The organism is Kitasatospora sp. NPDC048298, assembly GCF_043201465.1.
GTDB lineage: Bacteria > Actinomycetota > Actinomycetes > Streptomycetales > Streptomycetaceae > Kitasatospora.
Map to the genome: position 1 here is coordinate 47,318 of NZ_JBICYZ010000054.1, position 16,644 is coordinate 63,961.

The 16,644-nt window shown below is 71.0% G+C and carries 12 protein-coding genes; 4 read left to right on the forward strand and 8 right to left on the reverse strand.

From position 1 onward, the window contains the following. Positions 1 to 149 precede the first annotated feature (149 nt). The gene (gene htpG, locus ACGF0D_RS31615) at positions 150 to 2,126 is read right to left on the reverse strand and encodes a molecular chaperone HtpG (RefSeq protein ID WP_392921984.1); all 1,977 of its coding nucleotides are present in this window, start codon (positions 2,124 to 2,126) and stop codon (positions 150 to 152) included. Between the two features lie 253 nt (positions 2,127 to 2,379). Between htpG and ACGF0D_RS31620 the strand changes: the two genes are divergently transcribed. Continuing rightward, positions 2,380 to 3,969 carry an oleate hydratase gene (locus ACGF0D_RS31620; protein WP_392921987.1) on the forward strand — a complete coding sequence of 530 codons (1,590 nt, stop codon included), beginning with the start codon at positions 2,380 to 2,382 and terminating at the stop codon, positions 3,967 to 3,969. A gap of 256 nt (positions 3,970 to 4,225) precedes the next feature. Here the strand turns inward: ACGF0D_RS31620 and ACGF0D_RS31625 are convergent, their stop codons facing one another. Further along, the gene (locus ACGF0D_RS31625; protein WP_392921989.1) at positions 4,226 to 4,999 is read right to left on the reverse strand and encodes an HPF/RaiA family ribosome-associated protein; all 774 of its coding nucleotides are present in this window, start codon (positions 4,997 to 4,999) and stop codon (positions 4,226 to 4,228) included. A gap of 225 nt (positions 5,000 to 5,224) precedes the next feature. Between ACGF0D_RS31625 and ACGF0D_RS31630 the strand changes: the two genes are divergently transcribed. Both ACGF0D_RS31630 and ACGF0D_RS31635 read left to right on the forward strand, forming a co-directional pair. Beyond that, positions 5,225 to 5,926: a response regulator gene (locus ACGF0D_RS31630; protein WP_392880256.1), complete on the forward strand. Its 702-nt coding sequence runs from the start codon at positions 5,225 to 5,227 to the stop codon at positions 5,924 to 5,926. Positions 5,927 to 6,072: 146 nt separating this feature from the next. After that, positions 6,073 to 6,492 carry a pyridoxamine 5'-phosphate oxidase family protein gene (locus tag ACGF0D_RS31635; RefSeq protein ID WP_392921992.1) on the forward strand — a complete coding sequence of 140 codons (420 nt, stop codon included), beginning with the start codon at positions 6,073 to 6,075 and terminating at the stop codon, positions 6,490 to 6,492. A 58-nt stretch (positions 6,493 to 6,550) separates the two neighbouring features. On the opposite strand, the gene ACGF0D_RS31640 is transcribed toward ACGF0D_RS31635, so the two are convergent. Further along, positions 6,551 to 8,260, reverse strand: coding sequence for a GAF domain-containing protein (locus ACGF0D_RS31640; protein ID WP_392921995.1), 1,710 nt, complete (start codon positions 8,258 to 8,260; stop codon positions 6,551 to 6,553). A gap of 408 nt (positions 8,261 to 8,668) precedes the next feature. Here ACGF0D_RS31640 and ACGF0D_RS31645 point away from each other — a divergent pair, with 408 nt between their 5' ends. Further along, a complete protein-coding gene (locus ACGF0D_RS31645) occupies positions 8,669 to 9,070 on the forward strand; it encodes a YccF domain-containing protein (protein ID WP_392880272.1) in 402 nt (133 codons plus the stop codon). 238 nt (positions 9,071 to 9,308) lie between these two features. Here ACGF0D_RS31645 and ACGF0D_RS31650 read toward each other — a convergent pair whose 3' ends face one another. The 5 genes from ACGF0D_RS31650 to ACGF0D_RS31670 all read right to left on the reverse strand — a co-directional run. Continuing rightward, complete coding sequence (locus ACGF0D_RS31650) at positions 9,309 to 9,953, reverse strand: response regulator (RefSeq protein WP_380452078.1); 645 nt, start codon at positions 9,951 to 9,953, stop codon at positions 9,309 to 9,311. Then, positions 9,917 to 11,224 (reverse strand): sensor histidine kinase, encoded by a 1,308-nt coding sequence (locus ACGF0D_RS31655; RefSeq protein ID WP_392880275.1) that lies wholly within the window; start codon positions 11,222 to 11,224, stop codon positions 9,917 to 9,919. The genes ACGF0D_RS31650 and ACGF0D_RS31655 overlap by 37 nt, the downstream gene beginning before the upstream one ends. Before the next feature lie 338 nt (positions 11,225 to 11,562). Continuing rightward, entirely contained in the window at positions 11,563 to 14,073 is a 2,511-nt protein-coding gene (locus ACGF0D_RS31660; protein WP_392921998.1) for an ABC transporter permease, read from the reverse strand. Continuing rightward, complete coding sequence (locus ACGF0D_RS31665) at positions 14,073 to 14,873, reverse strand: ABC transporter ATP-binding protein (protein WP_380452069.1); 801 nt, start codon at positions 14,871 to 14,873, stop codon at positions 14,073 to 14,075. The genes ACGF0D_RS31660 and ACGF0D_RS31665 overlap by 1 nt, the downstream gene beginning before the upstream one ends. Positions 14,874 to 15,106: 233 nt before the next feature. Beyond that, positions 15,107 to 16,644: alpha/beta fold hydrolase (locus tag ACGF0D_RS31670; RefSeq protein WP_392922000.1), on the reverse strand; the 1,538-nt coding region annotated here is incomplete at its 5' end.

A 16,644-nucleotide genomic window follows, 5' to 3' on the forward strand; every position in this document is an offset into this window, starting at 1 on the left:
GCGGGCCGGTTGGTGGACAGAGGAACGCTACCCCAGCCACCGCACCGGCCCGCGCCGGGCCTGCGGCCCACACGCGCGGGGTGCGGCCCACCGGACCGGTCGGCGTGGCCAGACCGGTCGGCGTGGGCGGGCCGCACCCCGGGCGGGGGTTACAGGGTGTGGGTGAGGCGGTCGGTCAGCAGGCGGGTGAAACGGGCCGGGTCGGGCAGGTCGCCGCCTTCGGCGAGCAGGGCACTGCCGTGGACGAGTTCGGCGGTGTCCGCGAGCGCGGGGTCGTCGGCGTTCGCCTCGTGTGCCTGGCGCAGGGCGGTGACGAGGGGGTGGGTGGGGTTGAGTTCCAGGATCCGCTTGACGGGCGGGAGTTCCTGACCCATGGCCCGGTACATCTTCTCCAGGGTGGGGGTCAGGTCGTGCGCGTCACCGACCAGGCACGCGGCGGAGGTGGTCAGGCGGGTGGAGAGGCGGACCTGCTTGACGTGGTCGGCCAGGGCGTTCTGGAGCCAGCCGAGGAGGGCGGCGAAGTCCTGCTCGCGCTGGGCCTTCTCGGCCTTCGCCTCGTCGCCGGCGTCGCCGTCGTCGTCGCCGTCGAGGTCGACCTGACCCTTGGCGATGGACTGGAAGCGGTGGCCGTCGAAGGCGGGGATCTGGTCGGTCCAGACCTCGTCGACCGGGTCGGTGAGGATCAGGACCTCGTAGCCCTTGGCGGTGAAGGCCTCCATGTGCGGGGAGTTCTCCACCATGGCCCGGTTCTCGCCGGTCAGGTAGTAGATGGTGTCCTGGCCGTCCTTCATCCGCTCGACGTACTCACGCAGCGTGGTCGTCTTCTCCGCGTCGTCGGTCGAGGCGGCGCGGACCAGTTCCAGCAGCGCGTCGGTGTTGTCGCGGTCCTCGATCAGGCCCTCCTTGAGGACCCGGCCGAACTGCTCCCACAGCGCGGCGTAGGCGTCGGACCTGCCGGACCGCATGTCCTTGAGGGCGCCGAGGACCTTCTTGACGAGGCGCCGGCGCACGGCGGTGATCTGGCGGTCGTGCTGCAGGATCTCGCGGGAGACGTTCAGCGACAGGTCGTGGGCATCGACGACGCCCTTGACGAACCGCAGGTAGTCCGGCATCAGCGCGTCGCAGTCGTCCATGATGAACACCCGCTTGACGTACAGCTGCACGCCGCGCTTGGTGTCGCGGGAGAACAGGTCGAACGGGGCGTGCGAGGGGATGAACAGCAGCGCCTCGTACTCGAAGGTGCCCTCGGCGCGCATGTGGACGGTCTCGGCCGGGGCCTGCCAGTCATGGCTGATCTGCTGGTAGAAGTCGTTGTACTCGGCCTCGGTCACCTCGCTGCGGGGACGCGCCCACAGCGCCTTCATCGAGTTCAGCGTCTCCAGCTCGTCCCGGCGCTCACCCGCGGCTTCGCCCTCGGTGCCCGACTCGGCGCCCGGCTCGGTGCCGAAGTCGGCGCCGGTGCCCGCGGGTTCGGCGGCCATCCGGATGGGCCAGCGGATGAAGTCCGAGTACTGCTTGACGATCTGGCGGATCTTCCACGCGGCCAGGTAGTCGCCCAGCCCGTCCTCGCCGTCCGCGGGCTTGAGGTGCAGCGTGACCGACGTGCCGACCGGCAGATCGCCGGCCTCCGCGATCGTGTAGGTGCCCTCACCGTCGGACTCCCACACGGTGCCCTGCTCGGTGCCGGCCCGGCGGGTGTGCAGGGCGACCTTGTCCGCGACCATGAACGCCGAGTAGAAGCCGACCCCGAACTGGCCGATCAGGCTCTGCGCCGCCTCCGCGTCCTTGGCCTCCTTGATCTTGGCCAGCAGACTCGCGGTGCCGGACTTGGCGATGGTGCCGATCAGGTCGACGACGTCGTCACGGGTCATGCCGATGCCGTTGTCCCGCACCGTCAGGGTACGGGCATCCCGGTCGACGTCCAGCCTGATATGCAGGTCGGAGGTGTCGACCCCGAGGCCGCTGTCGGTGAGGGACTCCAGGCGGAGTTTGTCGAGGGCGTCGGAGGCGTTGGAGATCAGCTCGCGCAGGAAGATGTCCTTGTTCGAGTAGATCGAGTGGATCACCAGCTGCAACAGCTGGCGGGTCTCCGCCTGGAACTCCAGCGTCTGGGTCGGGCTGGCCACGAGAGGTGTCTCCTTCGGAAGGACGGAACAGGTTCGGATCGGATCGGATCGAGCCTCCGGAACCCGTCAGCGTACCGCGCGGCCGACCCGGAGACGTTCGGTGGTCACGGCCCGGCCGCCCGGGACCAGTGGTCCCGGGCGGCCGGGACCACCCGGCCCTCGCGGCCACCGCCCCGGTGCCGGAAGGCTGGAGGCAGCCTGCCGACCCGACGCAGGGCGCCCAGGGGCGCCGACCCGCACATCCGGAGAAACCATGATCGACAGTTCGCGGGAGACCAAGGCCTACCTCGTCGGCGGCGGCATCGCCTCCCTCGCCGCAGCGGCCTTCCTGATCCGGGACGGCGAGTTCCCGGGTGAGAACATCCACGTCCTGGAGGAACTCCCCCTGGCCGGCGGCTCACTGGACGGCCGGGGAGCCGCCGAACAGGGCTACGTGACGCGCGGCGGGCGGATGCTGGAGGACGAGGCCTACACCTGCCTGTGGAACCTCCTGGAGACCATCCCCACCCTGGACGACCCGGACCGGACGGTCCGACAGGAGATCCTCGCCTTCAACGAACAGTGGCCCACCGACGCCAGGGCGCGCCTGATCGACCGGGACCACCGCATCCTGGACGCCTCGCAGCTCGGCCTGGACACCCGTGACCGGGCCGAACTCGCCCGCCTGCTGGCCCTGCCCGAGTCGGTGATCGGCCCCCGGCGGATCGACGAGTTCTTCTCCGAACACTTCTTCGCCACCAACTTCTGGGCGATGTGGCGTACCACCTTCGCCTTCCAGAACTGGCACAGCGCCATCGAGCTCAAGCGCTACTTCCTGCGCTTCGTCCAGGAGTTCCCGCGCATCCACACCCTCTCCGGCGTCCGCCGCACCCGGCTGAACCAGTACGACTCGATCGTCCGGCCGCTCATCCGGTGGCTGACCGAGCGCGGGGTGCGCTTCGAGCACGGCGTCACGGTGCGGGACGTCGACTTCACCGAGGACCGCGGCATCCGCCGCGCCAAGCGCCTCCACCTCGACCGGGACGGCCGCCCGGAGACCGTCGAACTCGCTGATCCCGACCTGGCGTTCATCACCCTCGGCTCGATGACCGCGGACGCCGCCTACGGCTCGGACGACACCGTGGCCGAGCTGGTCCGCGACAAGCGCGACGGCGGCTGGGCCCTGTGGGAGACGCTCTCCCGCAAGGCCCCCGACTTCGGCCGGCCCGCCGTCTTCAACGGCAACATCGCCGAAGCCGCCTGGCAGTCCTTCACGTTGACCATGCGCAGCCCGGCCCTGCTGAAGCGGATCGAGGAGTTCTCCGGCAACGCCCCCGGCACCGGTGCGCTGATGACGTTCAAGGACTCGCCCTGGCTGATGTCCGTCGTGGTGCCGCGACCGCCGCACTTCGAGGGCCAGCCCGAGGACGTCCTCACCCTCTGGGGCTACGGCCTGTTCATCGACACGCCCGGCGAGCACACCGGCAAGGCGATGGCCGAGTCCACCGGCCGGGAGATCCTGGACGAACTCCTCGGCCAGCTCGGCTTCGACGACGTCGCCGACGAGGTGCGCGCCACCACCACGGTCACCACCGTGATGATGCCCTACATCACCAGCCAGTTCGTCCGGCGCGGTGTCCACGACCGGCCGCTGGTGATCCCGCACGACGCCCGGAACTTCGCCTTCCTCGGCCAGTTCGTGGAGATCCCCGAGGACGTGGTCTTCACCGTCGAGTACTCGGTGCGCGGCGCCATGCACGCCGTCTACCGGCTGCTCGGCCTCGAGAATCCGATTCCGCCCGTCTACCACGCCCTGTCCGACCCGAAGACGGCGTTCCAGGCGCTGAAGACCGCCTTCGGCTGAGCCCGCGACGCCCGGATGCCGCGTCCACCCCCGGGTGGGCGCGGCATCCGGCTTTCGGCTTTCGGCTTCCCGCTTGCGGCTTCCGGCCGGCGACCGCCGCCGCACGCCACGCGGGCGCACGGGCGCACGGGCGCACGGCAACGGCCCGCCACCGTGGCTTCGGTAGCGGGCCGTTGGCGATCGGGCCGGGGCCGACCCGGGGCGGGACCGACCCGGGGCGGCCGGGGAACGGCCCCGCCGGGTCGGCTCGCGCCGGCTACCGCGCGGGAGTGATGACGCCGTAGTGGCCGTCGTACCGGTGGTACAGCACGTTGCCGCGCCCGGTCTCGCTGTTGGTGAAGAAGACGAAGGGCAGGCCGCTGAGGTCGAGCCGCGAGACGGCGGCGGCGACGGTGAGTTCGGGCGCCTCGTGGGTGCTCACCGAGATGCCCGGCTCGGTCTCGGGCGCCGCTCCGGCCGAGGCGATCCGGTACTCCCCCGTCTCGCCGTCGTGGTGGACGATGCTGTCGCAGCCCGTCACCGCGTCGGTGTACAGGTGGAAGTCGTAGTCCATCGCCTCCAGTTCGAACACGGCCGCCCACGTGGTCTGACGCGCGAGGCTGTAGCTCTTGTGCCGCACGATGCGGCGCTCCTCGGCACCCAACACCCGGCGCTGCGGCCGGTGTTCGCGCCCGGCGGCGGCGGACGGACCGGCGTGGTGGCGGTGCTGGTGCCGGTGGGCCCGGACGCGGGCGATCCTGGCGTTCAGGCGGTCCTGGAGCAGGTCGACGGCTTCCTGGATGGTGGCGGCGGCGACGTGGGCGCGCACGGGCCGGCCGTTCAGGTCGAGCGTGGCCTGGGCGGTCGACGGCTTGGCCACGGCGTGGTTGGGCTCCTGGGTGAGCCTCACCCGGGCGGAGAGGACCGGCTCGTCGAGACGTTCGAGTACGGCGAGCAGCTTGGTCCGGGCGTATTCGGGTGCGGCCAGGGAGACTTCACCACGGGTCGTCACCAGGACGTCGGTGGCGGGACGGCTCTGCAGACGGGTCATCGGAGTTCCTTTCCGGGTGGGCTTCAGACTGCCGCGCGCCGGCCCGCCGGGCCGAGGGCTGAAGGTCCCGTCGGCAGCGACTTGGGTCCCGGTCCCGCCGCCGTCGGCAGCGCCTTGGGTCGTACGGTAGGGCCGTCCGGCCCTACCGGCGCGCCCCGATGTCCCGCACACTGCGGTGAGATCTGTACGACCTGTCCCTGGGGGCGGGCTGAACACGGAGCGGTGATGGCGGACGACACGGTGGCCGACGCGGGCGAGCCGGTGAAGGTGTTCCTCCTCGACGACCACGAGGTGGTCCGGCGGGGTGTGCACGACCTGCTGGACGCGGAGCCCGGCTTCACGGTGGTCGGCGAGGCCTCCACGATGACGCAGGCACTCACCCGTGTTCCCGCCCTGCGCCCCGACGTCGCGATCCTGGACATGCGCCTGCCCGACGGCGACGGTGTGACCGTCTGCCGCGAACTGCGCTCCCGGATGCCGGAGTTGGCCTGCCTGATCCTCACGTCCTTCGACGACGAGGAGGCCCTGCTCGACTCGATCATGGCCGGCGCGGCCGGGTACGTCCTCAAGCAGATCAGCGGCACCGACCTCGTCTCCGCGGTCCGCACGGTCGCCTCCGGGCAGTCCATGCTCGATCCCGGTGCCGCCACCCGGCTGATGGCCCGGCTGCGCGGTGAGGCCGTGGCCCAGCAGCCGTCCGACTTCCCACAGCTCACCGACCGCGAGCGGGAGATCCTCGCCCTGGTCGGCGAGGGCCTGACCAACCGGCAGATCGGCCAGCGGCTCTACCTCGCCGAGAAGACCGTCAAGAACCACATCTCCCGGCTGCTCGCCAAGCTCGGTGTGGAGCGCCGGGTCCAGGCCGCGATCATCGCCAACCAGGTGCTGACCGGCCAGGACCCGCAGTCGGCCCGCCGGACCGTCTGACCCGCCGGACCGTCTGATCCGCCGGACTGCCTGAGCGGCACCCGCGCCCGGGCCGAAAGCACCCGGTGTCCGGGGTCCACCCGGAGGCCTTCGGGGGGACCATCAGCCCCTCGCGGAAGGACGTGCCCCCGCCGAGCATGGATGCCATGACCGCCGAATTCACACCACTGGACGAGCTGCAGTGCCTGAGGCTTCTCAGCGGGACAGCCGTCGGCCGACTGGTCTACACCGTTGGTGCGCTGCCGGCCGTCATGCCGGTCCGTCACCGGATCGGGGCGGACGGCAGCGTCCTGTTCCGCGCCGACGCCGACTCCGAGATCGCCCGGGCGGTCGCCGACGCGGTGGTCGCCTTCGAGGTGAGCGAACTCAGCGAGGCCGACGGCAGCGGCTGGAGCGTCACCGTCCTCGGGCGGGCGGCCGTCACCTCCGACGTCCCGGAGGGCCGCCCCGTTCCCGCCGTCGTGCCCACACCCGCGGAACCGGCGGCCGGCCACGTGACCATCCGCATCCGCCCGGAACTGGTGACCGGGCGTTCCCTGCCCGGTTCACCTCCCTGCGAGGCGTGACCGCCACCGCGGGACCCCGCGAGCGCGGCCGGCCCCGCAAGGCGTGACCGGCCGGTCCTCACACCACCGGGGCTGACCAGGTCAGCCGGGTGCCTCCCTCGGTCGGGCTGATCACCTCGAACGCGCCCCCGAGGCCGTGCGCCCGCTCGGCGAGATTGCGCAGGCCGCTGCGCCGCCCCTGCTCGGGGACGCCGACACCGTTGTCCTGCACCGTCAGCACGACCCGCTGCCCGGTGGCGTGCAGCGCGACCTCCACGCGGTTCGCCTTCGCGTGCCGGGCGGCGTTGCTCAGCGCCTCCCCCAGGACGGCCACGACGTGTTCCGCGACCTCCGCCGGGACGTCGGTGTCCAGCAGGCCCTCCATGCTCAGCCGGGGTGGGAAGCCCAGGACCGCCTGCGCCCGTTCGACCGTCCGCACGGCCCTGGCCCGCAGGCCCTGTCCGCCGCGCTCCTCGCGCGCGCGGAGCCCGAAGATCGTCGATCGGATGATCTTGATGGTGTCGTCCAGGTCGCCGACCGCACGGAGCACCCGGTCCGACGCCCCCGGGTGTTCGATGAACCGGGCCGCGCTCTGCAGCGTCATCCCGGTCGCGAAGAGCCGCTGGATGGCGAGGTCGTGCAGGTCGCGGGCGATCCGGTCGCGGTCCTCCAGCAGCACCAGCTGCTCGGCGTCCCGACGCCGCTCCGCCAGCTCCAGCGCCAGTGCCGCCTGGTCGGCGAAGCCGAGCAGCGGGCCGATCTCCCGCTCGGTGAACGCCGGCTCACCGGCCTCCCTGGCCAGCAGCAGCACGCCCTCGCCCGGTCCCTCGGTCCGGCCCAGGGGGACCGCCACCGCCGGTCCGAGTCCCTCGAACCGCCGGGGGCCGCCGGACAGCCGCGGATCACCCGCCAGGTCGACCGTGGTCGCCGGAGAGCCCTGTGCGCTCGCCTCCCCCGACAGCGTCCCGTCCAGCGGCACCACCAGGCCCTGCCTGGCAGCCGTGTCGCCGCCGAGGGCCAGCTCCACCCGGACCGTGTCGGTGCCGGGGACGGGTACCGACACGTCCGCCAGCCGGGCGCCGGTGATCTCCTGGGCCCGCCGCGCGATCAGCTCCGTCACCTCGGAGCGGGAACTGCCCGACAGCAGGCTCCGGGTGATCTCCGCACTCGCGCTCAGCCAACGCTGCTGGCGCTGGGCCTCCTCGTACAGGCGGGCGTTGTCGATCGCCACGCCGGCCGCGACGGCCAGGGTGGCGATCACGGACTCGTCGTCGGCGTCGAACTCCTCACCGCTCCGCCTGTCGGTCAGGTAGAGGTTGCCGAACACCTCGTCGCGCACCCGGACCGGGACACCGAGGAAGGTCCGCATCACCGGGTGGTGCGCCGGGCAGCCGTACGACGCCGGGTGCTCCGACAGCTCCTCCAGGCGCAGCGGCTCGGGGTTGCGGATCAGCTCGCCCAGGAGCCCCCGGCCCGTCGGGTACGGGCCGATCTTCGCGATCTCCTCCGGCGACAGCCCCACGGTCAGGAAGTCGGAGAGCGTCTCGCCGTCCGGCCCGATCACGCCGAGCGCCGCGTACCGGGCGTCCACCAGCAGGGCCGCGGCTTCGACGATCCTGCGCAGCACCTGCGTCAGGTCCAGCTCGCGCCCGACCGACAGGACCGCCTCCAGGAGGCTGTGCACCCGGTCCCGGGTGCCCCGGGCCGCGTCGATCCGGGCCTGGAGTTCCTCCAGCAGCTCGTCCAGCCGCAGCTGCGGAATCCGCGACCGCGCCCCGTCCGTACCCACGCGGGCCTCCCTTCGTCCTGGTCACCGGCCGGTCGATTGTCGCAGAAGCCGACCGCCCCCAGGGAGCCCAGGCACCGCCTCCGCCCTGCCGGGAGCCCGCCCCGGCGCCCGCGGCGTCTGGAATACGGAGCCCGCCGTACGAACGCGCCCCGACCGACTTCCTGAAACAGCACAGCCGACCCTGACCGGACGAAGATGCCCTGCGGCCCGCGAGAACACTGGCCGGAACGTCAGAGTTCGAACTTCCGAACCCTTGACCCCGGTCAAGGAATACCGGCGAGTCACTCGTGCCCGAGGCTGCGACCCGGACCGATCCCTGAGGAACGGCCCCTAAGGGCGTGGACACGCTCGCCGACGGGCATGGCACGGTCGTAGTGCAACGCCATCAGCCGTGAGAAGGTATCCAGCATGAGTGCAATAAGGTTCATCCTCAATGTCATCTGGCTGATTTTCTGCGGCATTTGGATGGCTCTTGCCTACGTGCTCGCCGGAATCATCTGCTGCGTACTCATCATCACGATCCCGTTCGGCATCGCGTCGTTCCGGCTGGCCGGGTTCATCCTGTGGCCGTTCGGGCGGACGGCGGTGGAGCGGCCCGACGCGGGGCCGGCGTCCTGCGTGGGGAACGTCATCTGGCTGGTGTTCGCCGGCTGGTGGCTGGCTCTCGGGCACCTGATCACGAGCATCCCGCTGTTCCTGTCGATCATCGGCATCCCCTTCGGGTGGGCCAACCTGAAGATGATCCCGGTCTCGCTGATGCCGCTCGGCCGCGAGATCGTGCCGACCGACCAGGAGTGGGGCGCGCGGTAACCGTCACGGACGTCGACGGCCGGCGAGGGCAGCAAGCCCTCGCCGGCCATCAGTGTTCGCACCGTTCGGGCCCGCGTCAGCTTCCGCCGGAAGCAGAACGGCGAAAGCGCGCCGTGCTGAGCGTCCGGACGCGATCCCGTTGGCGATCGCCTCCACGCCGGTGAGCGGCGACCGAGCAGCGGCGGCCACTCCAGCTTCCTCCCGGCGCGACCGGCCGGACAGGGCCTCGTGCGTCCACTCAGGCGTTGAGGTAGGCGAGGACCGCCAGGACGCGCCGGTTGCTGTCGCTGTCCGGGGGCAGCATGAGCTTGACGAAGATGCTCGAGATGTGCTTGGCCGCCGCACCCTCGGTGATGACGAGGCGTTGTGCGATGGCGGTGTTGGAGCAGCCCTCGGCCATCAGCTCCAGGACGCTGCGCTCTCGTACCGTGAGTGCGGCGAGCGGTTCGTCGCGTGCGTGGCTCACCATCAGTTGGGAGACCACGGAGGGGTCCATGGCGGTACCGCCGGCGGCGACCCGGCGGATCGCGTCGATGAACTGCTCGTTGTCGAAGACGCTGTCCTTGAGCAGGTAACCGATGCCGCCGGTGCCGTCGGCGAGCAGCTCCCTGGCGTACATCTGCTCGACGTGCTGGGAGAGCACGAGGATCGGGAGTTTGGGGATCTCACGCCTGGCCTGCAGGGCGGCCTTGAGGCCTTCGGTGGTGAAGGTCGGCGGCAGCCGGACGTCGACGATCAGGATGTCGGGACGATGCCTGGCGGCGGCTTCGAGCAGGTCGGGACCGTTGTCGACGGCCGCCACGGTCTCGAAGCCGTAGGCGTCCAGGAGTTGGATCAGCCCCTGCCTCAGGAGGAAGAGGTCTTCAGCGAGGACAACACGCACGGTATCTCCATCTTGATTGCGGTCGGACCACCCAGCGGGCTACTGATGTCGAGGGTTCCGTCGAAGGTGGCCAGCCGCCGGCGGATGCCGTGCAGACCGGTTCCCGCGGTGGCGTCGGCACCACCGCGGCCGTCGTCGATGACCCGGGCGTGCAGCACGGCGCCGTCGTGCCAGGCGCTGACCTCGACGTGCTCGGCGCCGGAGTACTTCAGGGCGTTGGTCAGCAGCTCGGACACCGCGAAGTACAGGGCGGATTCGAGCGGTGGCGGCACCTCGCCCGGGATGCTCACCGTCACCTCGACCCGGAGCGGGCTGGCCAGGCCGAGGGCGCGCAGCGCGTCGGCCAGGCCGCGTTCGGCGAGGATCGGCGGGTGGATGCCGCGCACCAGGTCGCGCAGCTCACGCAGGGCCGAGATGGAGGAGGTGCGGGCGTCGCGCAGCAGCCTGCGGGCCTCGTCCGATTCGCTGCCGAGATGGCGTTCGAGCGCCCCGAGGGTCATGCCGAGGCTGACCAGCCTGGCCTGGGCACCGTCGTGCAGGTCGCGTTCGATCCGGCGCAGTTCGGCGGCGGCCGCGTCCAGGGCACCGGATCGGGTCTCGGCCAGGTGCAGGACCCGGACGGTGAGTCGGGAGCGCTCGGTGGGGCCGAGCAGCAGGCGGGTGAAGTACGCGTGCGCGGTGAGGAAGGCCGGGCTGTACCACACCCAGACGACGAAGAGCGCCGCTGCCGCCAACGCGCCCAGGGCGGCGGTGGGTTGGCTCTGGATCGGGACGAAGAAGTACTCGCGCCCGGTGCCCTGCGCCCGCAGGATGGGCCGCCACAGGCCGCAGGCCAGCGCAAACCCTTCGAGGACGTAGTAGAGCACCACGGCGGGCAGGAAACCGATCATGCCGACGACCGAGTTGAGCAGCAGCCAGAGCAGGTCCCGCCAGCTGGCCGGATCGGTCAGAATCCATTTGCAGCGGCGGATCCAGCCGACGATGTCCTTCTCGAACTCCTGGGGCTCCGGCCGGTAGGGAACGGCGATCTCGATTCCCGATCGGGCGGCCACCCGCCGGTTGGCGTTGCACAGCCAGCGGACCCACTTGGTCACGATCGGCAGCATCACCGCGCCGATACCGATGACGAAGAGGATCACGAAATAGGCGGTGATCAGGAACAGGCAGACCGAGAGCATGGCGCCCAGCGCGATCAGCACCCCTACCACCAGGTCGGTGCCGGCCCGGCGGAGTCGGGCGGGGAACTCGTGCAGGCCGTTCCTGATGTTCACCAGGTCTCGCTCAGGCCTGCGCAGAGGGATGTGGCCCGGCGGGATATGGGCAAGGCCTCCGGATCCGCGGCTCGGTCGATGGATGGGTCGAAGGAAGGGCGGTAAGCGAAGTACACCTGAGCGATCGTCCATCCGTGACAGCAGTGATCCCGCGAGCCCGTCCGACAAGTACGTACAGGACGTACCCACCGGTCGTGCTCGCGGGTTTTTTCGATCGGCGCCACGTTACTAAAACTCAACGAGCCGTGACGAGTTGACCGACCGGCGGTCGGCCGGGAAACGGCTGTGGGGCCGCTCCTCCGTCCGGGGGTGACGGAAGAGCGGCCCCGGCGTGCCGGTCAGGCGGACCTGGCCGTTTCGATCGGCGGCGTCCGCATGCCCCTCCAGGAGGGGAACAGGGTCGCGCCGAAGATCAGGACGAGCGCGCCGCCGATGATCGCGAGGTAGATGCCGATCGAGCCCTTCGGCAGGATCGAGTCGGCCTTCACCAGGCTGTACGGGACGATCGTGGTCGCCGAGGAGATGGTGCCCAGGATGGTCGCGATGACGGCGACCAGGGCGCCTTCGACGCTCAGCATGCCCAGCACCTGGGCCTTGGTGGAGCCGGTCAGACGCTGGAGACCGAACTCGCCCTGGCGCTTGCGGGTCACCGCCACCAGGCTGTTGATCACGGTGATCGCCGCGTAGCCGACGATCATGGCGACGATGGTGTAGTTCGAGGAGACCAGGATCTGCTGGATCTGGTTGTTGGAGCTGGTCAGCGTGGAACGGTCGGCGATCGCGGTGCCGGGCACCGTGGCCGCCACGCCGTCGAGGTGGGACTGGATCTGGGCGTGGTCGGCGCTGCCGTCCGCCTTGACGAGGATCTTGGTCGGCAGGCCGGTGGTGGTGTGCGGGGCCAGCACGTCGGAGGGCAGCAGCAGGTACTGCTCCTGGGGGTTGTCGGCGTAGGTGGCCACGACCTTGGGGTCGGCGGCGGTGCCGTCACCGAAGTGGATCTTCAGGTTGTCCCCGATGCGGACGCCGAAGTCCTTCGCCTGCTTGTCCGACAGGGCAACCGTGTTGCCCTTCAGGTCGCCGATCGATCCGTTCAGCGAGTCGAGCGCGATGGTCTGCTGGACACCGTTGGCCGAGACGCCACGCAGGTCCATGGTGTTGCCGCTGCCTGCGGCGTCCACGAAGCCGATGGAGCTGACCAGTTCGGAGACGCCGGACACGCCCGGGATGGAGCGGACCGAGCCGACCACGCCCGGCGCGAAGCCGCCGGCCGAGGAGTCGAGCACGTAGTCGGCCAGCACGTTGCTCTCGTAGCTCTTGGCGGAGACGGTGTCCTCGGTGGCCTGCATGTACAGGGTGCCGTTGGCGATGCCGATCAGCAGGATGATCGGAGCCACCGCGCCCGCCATCCGGACGTTGTTGGTGGTGGCGTTGCGCAGCGCCATGTACCCGGACAGTCCGGAGAACGCGCGGACGGGCCAACGGAGCGCCACCACGATCGCCTTGGTGATCCCCGGGGCGAGCAGCGCCACGCCGATCGCGAACAGGACCGAGGCCGGTCCCGCGGTGCTCGCCAGGGTCGGACCGTCGGTCATCACCGTGACCGTGACGACCGACAGCGTGACGCCGTTGAGCATGAAGAACAGCGCCAGCAGCAGGCGGGTGGTGGTGAGCCACTTGGTCTGCAGGGTGCTCTCGGCCATCGCCGCGACCGGCTCGGTCTTCGCGGCCTTGCGCCCCGCGAACAGCGCCGCGCCCATGGCGGCCGCGATCGCCGCGAAGGCGCCGACCGTGATCGGGATCCAGCCCTCGCGGAAGATGATCTCCTTGGACACCACGCCGTTGCCGGTCAGCTGCCCGTACAGCAGCTTGCCGACGACGAGGCCGGGGGCGATCGCCAGGGCGGTGGCGATCACCGACAGCACGGCGGTCTCACCGAGGATCATCCGGCGCACCTGCCGGGAGGTGGTGCCGATCGCCCGCAGCAGGGCCATCTCGTGCGCCCGCTGCTGGAGCGAGAGCCCGAGCGTGGAGGCGACACCGAACATCACGATCAGGACCGCCCAGCTGCCGAAGATCGCCGCCAGGATGGTCACGGTCCGCTGGCTGGAGAGCGTGCCCGGCAGGTCGGCCAGGCCGCGCCGCTCGCCGGTGAGCACCATCGCCTTGCCGCTGACCGCCGAACTCACGGCCTGCTCCAGCGCAGCAACGTCGACACCGGCCGCCGGCTGCACCCCGATGGAGTCGAACTTGCCCTTGGAGTCGGCCAGTTGCTGCGCCTGGGCATCGGAGAAGAACAGGCTCGGCTGGATCGTCTCGCCGGTGGTCTGGTGGGCGATGCCGGAGACCGTGAAGGTCCGGGCAGCGCCGCGCACGGTCAGCTGCACGCTGGAGCCGACGCCGGCACCCGAATCTGCCGACAGCTTCGCGTCGAGGACCACCTGGCCGTTGCCCGGGGCCACGCCCTGGGTCAGCGTGAACGGGGTCAGCCCGGCGCCGGACCAGTTGTGGCCCTTCGAGCCGGCGTCGACCGCCTTGCCGCCCACCACCACGGTCGCGGGGAAGGACAGGTCGGTGATCGCGCTGCCGACGCCGGGAACCGCCTTGACCGTGTCGAGCACACTCGGGTCGATCCGGTTGCGCTCGGTCAGCGCGGTGTCGTCGTAGGTCTGCTGACCGGTCACCACGATCGGCACCCCGGCCAGGCGCTGCGGCGGGGCCGCCATCCGGACGCCGGTCTCCATCAGGCCACCGCAGGCCATCACGATCGCGGCACCCAGGAACATCGCCACGAAGGTGGCGATGAACCCGGTCTTACGGAACTTCAGTGTGCGCAGGGCCAGTAGCAGCATCAGCGGCCACCCCCCGACAGGGCGGAGGAGGGCTCGAAGTTCTCGTCGTCCCAGGCGCCGAGCCGGGTCATCCGCGCGGCGACGGCCTCGGCGGTCGGCTGGTACAGCTCGCCGACGAAGCGGCCGTCCGCGAGGAAGACCACGCGGTCGGCGTAGGAGGCGGCCACCGGGTCGTGGGTGACCATGACCAGGGTCTGCCCGCCGGCGGTCACCGACTCGCGCAGCAGGCCGAGCACGGCCGCGGCGGTACGGGTGTCCAGGGCGCCGGTCGGCTCGTCGGCGAAGACCACGGCGGGCCGGGTCACCAGGGCTCGCGCGATCGCCACGCGCTGCTGCTGGCCGCCGGAGAGCTGGCCGGGCAGGTGGTCGAGCCGGTCGGCCAGACCGACCCGGTTGACCACCATCAGGATCTGGCTCTTGTTCGGACGCTTGCCGGCCAGCTGGAGCGGCAGCACGATGTTCTGCATCACCGTCAGGGCCGGAAGCAGGTTGAACGACTGGAAGATGAAGCCGATCCGGTCGCGGCGCAGCTTGGTGAGCCGCACCTCGTCCAGGTCCGCGAGGTTGGTGTCACCGACCAGCACCTTGCCCGAAGTGGGCTTGACCAGACCGGCGGCGCAGTGCAGGAAGGTGCTCTTGCCCGATCCCGAGGGGCCCATCACGGCCGTGAAGCTGCCGGTGTCGAAGGTCATGCTCAGTCTCTTGAGCGCGGCCACCTCGTTGTCGCCTTTGCCGTAGATCTTCTCGACCGCTTCCAGCCGGACGGCCACTGCCTGCTGACCGCTCTCCTGAGTCTGCACTGGAACTCCCACCCGGTTAATCACGCACCTCACGCGAACTGGTATCAACGGTAGAAGCGGCGGCGGTTCGGCACATTGGCATTGCTTGGCGTATCCGAGGTAGAACTTTCTCCCCCTCGGTGGCGGATGTTCTACCACCACCGCAAGCCGCTTCCGGGAACACCAAGGGCGCGGAACCGATGGCCCGCGCCCCTGGTCACCGGGCCCCTGACGGCAGGGCCGGCGAGTAACGGTCAGCTTTCGAGGGTTCCGAGCGTCGAAAGCCAGTCGTCGACCGCCTCTGCCACCACCGGCGCCGACTCCTCCAGGATGGTGAAGTGGGTGCCGGGCACCTCCCGCAGCAGGTGCTCGCCGCTCCACGAGGCTCGCCAGTCCTCGGTGCCGGGCGCGTCGGTGAAGGACTGCGCCGGGCGGACGAAGAGCACCGGGGCCGACAGCGCTCCCGGCAGGCAGTCCACGATCAGGTCGCTGTAGCGGCTCATCGCGGCAAGCCTGGCGGCGCTGAACCGGCCGAAGGAGGACTCCCGGTCCAGCATGCCCCGGAACATCTGCGGCCAGAGTTCGTCCTGGCCCTCGCCGCCGGGCAGGTAGGTGTCCAGCAGGACGACCCCGGCCGCCGGGGTGCCCGCCTTCTCCAACACCTCGGCGGTGGCGTGCGCGAACTGGCCGCCGGACGAGTAGCCGACCAGGACGAAGGGCTCCCCCGCCGCCATGGCCGGCAGGCCTTCGACGAAGACGTCGAGCACGGCGTCCACCGAGCGCGGCAGCGCCTCCCCGGGGCCGAACCCCGGCACCGGCGGCACCACCACCTCGCGGCGGCCACGGAAGTGCGAGGCGAACCGGGCGTACTGGTGGGCGCCGCCGAGCGCCATCGGGGAGGGGAAGCAGATCAGCTTGGGTCCCCGCTCCCCCTGGGCGAGGCGGACCGGCTCGGCCAGACGCTCCAGTTCGGCCGCCGAGGAGAAGTCGGGCAGGATCTCGGCGACCGCGTCGAGCAGCGCCATCCCCTTCGTCATCCGGCCCTCGGCGGCGGCCCGGCGCAGCAGCCCGCTGATCGACTCCAGGTCCTCGGCAGCGTCCTCGGCGCCGCCGTCGACAGCGCCGTCGGCGCCGGCCCCGGCGAGCCCGGACCCGCCGTGGGCCAGCTCGGTTCGCAGGTGGGCGGCCAGGTCGGCCGGGGTGCGGTGGTCGAAGACCACGCCGGCGGACAGGGCCAGCCCGGTGGCCGCGGAGAGTGCGATGCGCAGTTCGGTGCCGGAGACCGAGTCCATCCCGGCCTCCAGGAAGCCGACCTCCGGCTCGATCGCCTCCACGGAGGAGTGGCCGAGGATGGCGGCGCTCTGCGAGCGGACCAACTCGACCAGCAGCTCCTGCTGTTCGGACTCGCCGGCCCCGGCGAGGCGCGCGCGCAGCGGCGCCACCTCCCCCGCCCCGGCCTGCTGGTCGGGGGTGTCGAGCGCGCCGACGACCAGCGGGACGTCCGCCGCCAGCCAGTACCGCTGGTGCTGGAAGGCGTACGTCGGCAGCTCCGCCCGCCCGGCACCGGGGAAGACCGCCTGCCAGTCGGGAGCCAGGCCGTCCACGTAGAGCTGGGCCAGCCCCGTCAGCAGGGTGACGCTCTCCGAGCCGAGCCGGCGGCCGAGCGGGACGAACGCCGTGTCCGGCGCCTGGACGCTCTCGCGGGCCAGCCCGGTCAGCACCGCGTCGGGGCCCAGCTCCACGAAACGGGTGACGCCCGCGGCCTCCAGCGCCCGGACACCGTCGTGGAAGC